This window comes from Candidatus Synechococcus spongiarum SH4 (genome assembly GCF_000586015.1).
In the GTDB taxonomy this organism is placed as follows: Bacteria; Cyanobacteriota; Cyanobacteriia; order PCC-6307; family Cyanobiaceae; genus Synechococcus_B; species Synechococcus_B spongiarum_F.
Genome location: NZ_JENA01000195.1, coordinates 1 through 3082 on the forward strand (window position 1 = coordinate 1; position 3082 = coordinate 3082).

General features: G+C 66.9%; 2 protein-coding genes. Both read right to left on the reverse strand.

Going from position 1 to position 3082, the window contains the following annotated elements:
* Nucleotides 1-2135, reverse strand: a 2135-nt coding sequence (locus tag BG35_RS0108220) for a glycosyltransferase family 2 protein (RefSeq protein WP_025782446.1), incomplete at its 3' end; no start/stop codon positions are given.
* Between the two features lie 36 nt (nucleotides 2136-2171).
* Nucleotides 2172-2915 carry a DUF4079 domain-containing protein gene (locus BG35_RS0108230; RefSeq protein ID WP_025782447.1) on the reverse strand — a complete coding sequence of 248 codons (744 nt, stop codon included), beginning with the start codon at nucleotides 2913-2915 and terminating at the stop codon, nucleotides 2172-2174.
* Nucleotides 2916-3082: the final 167 nt, after the last annotated feature.

The window sequence follows — 3082 nt, forward strand, 5'->3', positions numbered from 1 at the left end:
GGGGCCGGCGGCTGACGGCTGGCGTGGCGGCGCCCCGGGCGGGTGGAGTCGGGCAGAGGGATGAACAACCCCATGGGATGATCATGCCGCCAGAACAGCCGCCGCAGAAGGGCCAGCATGGCTTGCCATTCCACGGGTGCGGTGGGATCGTGCCAGCGTCCCGGCGTGGCGTAGAGCCAATGGAGCCAGTCCCGGTGCTGGCGCTGGTCCCGGGGGAGCAGGCGCCCATGGCCGGGGGTGGGTCCGGCGTGGACCGTCAGGCTGGGGGAGGCCCGCCCGGCCCCTGCAGGGGCCGCAATGGCCAACTGCCCGCCGCTGCCGGGCGCCAGGGCGGCGGTGGGCTCCACCATCACCTCCTGCTCGTTGACGCGACACACGTGAACCCGGTGGACCGCGCCGCCGTTGTCCGTGGAGAGTCGCGCCGGCCAACGCACCCGGAACGTGGGCAGTGATTGGGTCCGGGGCGGATCCAGGCAGGCCCTGAGGGCCGTCAGCAATCCGAGAAGGTTCAGCCCGCTCCAGAGAAGCCCCACAAGCCGATTCCCCTCCGCCTGTTGCTGGCTGAGCATGGTGGCCATGGCGGGGCTGGGGGGCAGGACGGACAGCAGCCCCAGGAGATTCCAGCCGTTGAGGACAAACAGCGCCAGAATGGAGATCGCCAGTCCCCAGGCCAGGCGAGACTTGGGGCGGTGCAGTGTTTTGGAGGTGACCCGGAAGCCGGGACGCCAGCGAGGGGCCAACAGGGTCTGCGCCACCGCCCAGGCCAGCACCGGTGTGAGCAGCCAGCTATAGAGTTCCGGCAGCAGGGCGGAGCGGGATTCACGGTTGAGCCAGCTCACCAGCATCAGCAGGCTGAGCCAGTAGGGCAGAAACACCATCAGGAAGCTGGAGCCGTTGAGGTTGATGGGCAGAATCCCCAGAAGGCCGGTGCTCAGGGGCAACACCAGCAGGATGAGTCGGGGGATGGCGTTGAACCAGTGCAGCGCCCCTTCCAGAAACGCCAGCCGCTGAAGCCAACCGAGGCCGGCAATGCGCAGGGGTCCCCGGGGGCTGCGCAGGGTTTGCAGCGTGCCGCGACACCAGCGCAACCGCTGCTGGGCAAAGTCCGCCACCCCGGGTGCGGCCAGACCGGCGCTGAGCTTCTCGGGCAGGAAGAGACCTTGCCAGCCCAGGGCAACAAGTCGAATCCCGGTGGCCAGGTCTTCCGACAGGCTGTCGGTGGAAAACCCGCCCACTTGATCCAGGGCTTGCCGCCTCATCAGGAAAGACGTTCCCGCACAAACCACGGCCCCCACACTGTCCCGCACCGGCTCGATCCACCGGTAGAAACTTTCCTCATCCGGCAGCAGCCAGTCCTCCATGGCCAGATTGCGCATCAGGGGATCCGGGGTCATGTAGCTCTGGGGGGTTTGTACAAACCCCAGCCGGGTTTCGCGGAGGAACAACCCGACGGTGCGGCGCAGGAAGTGGGGCTGGGGCACCACGTCGGCGTCAAACACCGCCAGCAACTCCCCACGGCAGTTGGGCAGAACCCCGTTGAGATTCCCCGCTTTGGCGTGCTGCCGTCCCTGGCGGCGGTGGTAGCGGGCCCCCAGGCTCCGGGCCAATGCACGACGCTGTTGAGGAGAACCCTGCTCCTGGGCGCCGGTTCCCTCCTGTTCAGGGCCATCATCCAGGAGCCAGACTGTTTTGGCGGGGTAGTCCAGGCGGCAGCAGGCAAGGATGGTGCGCTCCAGCAACGCCAGGGGTTCGCCGCAGCAGGGAATCAGCACGTCCACCGTGGGGGGACTGGGGCACTGTTGCAGCAGGGCTTCGCCAGCCTCGGCAGCGGTGGTGTGTTCCCTCCGTCTGGAGAAGGACAGGCCGATCTGCAACAGGCCTGTGAGAATCAGCCAACCTTCGCAGGCCAACAGCAGCCAACTCAAACCCAACGCCATGGGGGACTGCTGGTTCAAGCCGAACAACACCCGCCAGACGAGATAACGTCCCGCCAGGCCGGTGATCAGCAGAATGGCCAGCCGCCGCCGCCATGGCCGGCATTGGGCTTCGGGGCGCCGGGTGAGCCAGCAGCAGGTGAGCGCCGCCAGCAGGGTGGGCAGCAGGCTGAGGGCCAGGGAAGCAGGGGGTGAAGACAAGAGCAGTGCCAGGGGGTCGCCATTGCGCAGTTGGTCTCAACCCACAGGGTGAAGGATCGCGGGTTCTACCCTGGCCTGTTCGCCGCCTGGGCAGCGGCGGGCGTTGAAATCACACGACCAGATGGTTGGCTTCTGCCAACTCAGGGGGATCTCCAGTAGATCCTTGGCCCCGCTGATGCCCTGGATCATCAACAGAATGCCCGCCATGATGCTGACGGCCAGGTGCAGGCGGCGCCAAGCCAGGCGGCGGAGCGTTTCCGGGCTGATGGCCATGGAAAACAGCATCAGGGCCACCAGCCCCACCCCTGTCCAGTAGTGGGATGTCCAGAAGGCAAAGCTGGTGGGGTCATCGCTGACGCGCCACACCTCCGGCTGGGCGCCGAGGCCCAGCACCCCCCCCCAGGTGAGCAGGGCAAAGAGGAACCGTTGCCAGCGCTGTTGCACACGCCAGAGCGCCAGCAGGGCCACCACTGTGCCCCCCAGCGCCAACAGCAGGTAACCAGCGCGCACGGGATCCTGCCCGGGGTCGGACCAGAAGGATTTGGTGATAACGGACACCGCAATGGCCACCAGAACAATGGCCACCATCCCCGTGGTCAGCCACTTGCCCAGATCCTTGTGATCACGGCCGGCGGTGGGGGCAATCTGGCGTGCTTTGGCGCGATCCACCCGACGGCGCCGGGTTTGCCGGCCCAGGTACGCCACCATGCCCACCAGGGGATAGATGACGACCACGGCGAGGGCAGGGTGAAGAATCCAGAGCCAGTCAACGAACTCCATGAATGCAGGATGCGGGGAGACGGTTCACGTCTCCCATGGTAGATTGCGCCGGGCATCCCTACCGAAAAGCCCCAACACCCTGAAGGGCGGCCGGTTCAGCGGCTGGTGGAACCCGTTGCCATGGAAGCCCGCCAGAGGGCCAGGACAATGGACGCCGTGAAGAAGCT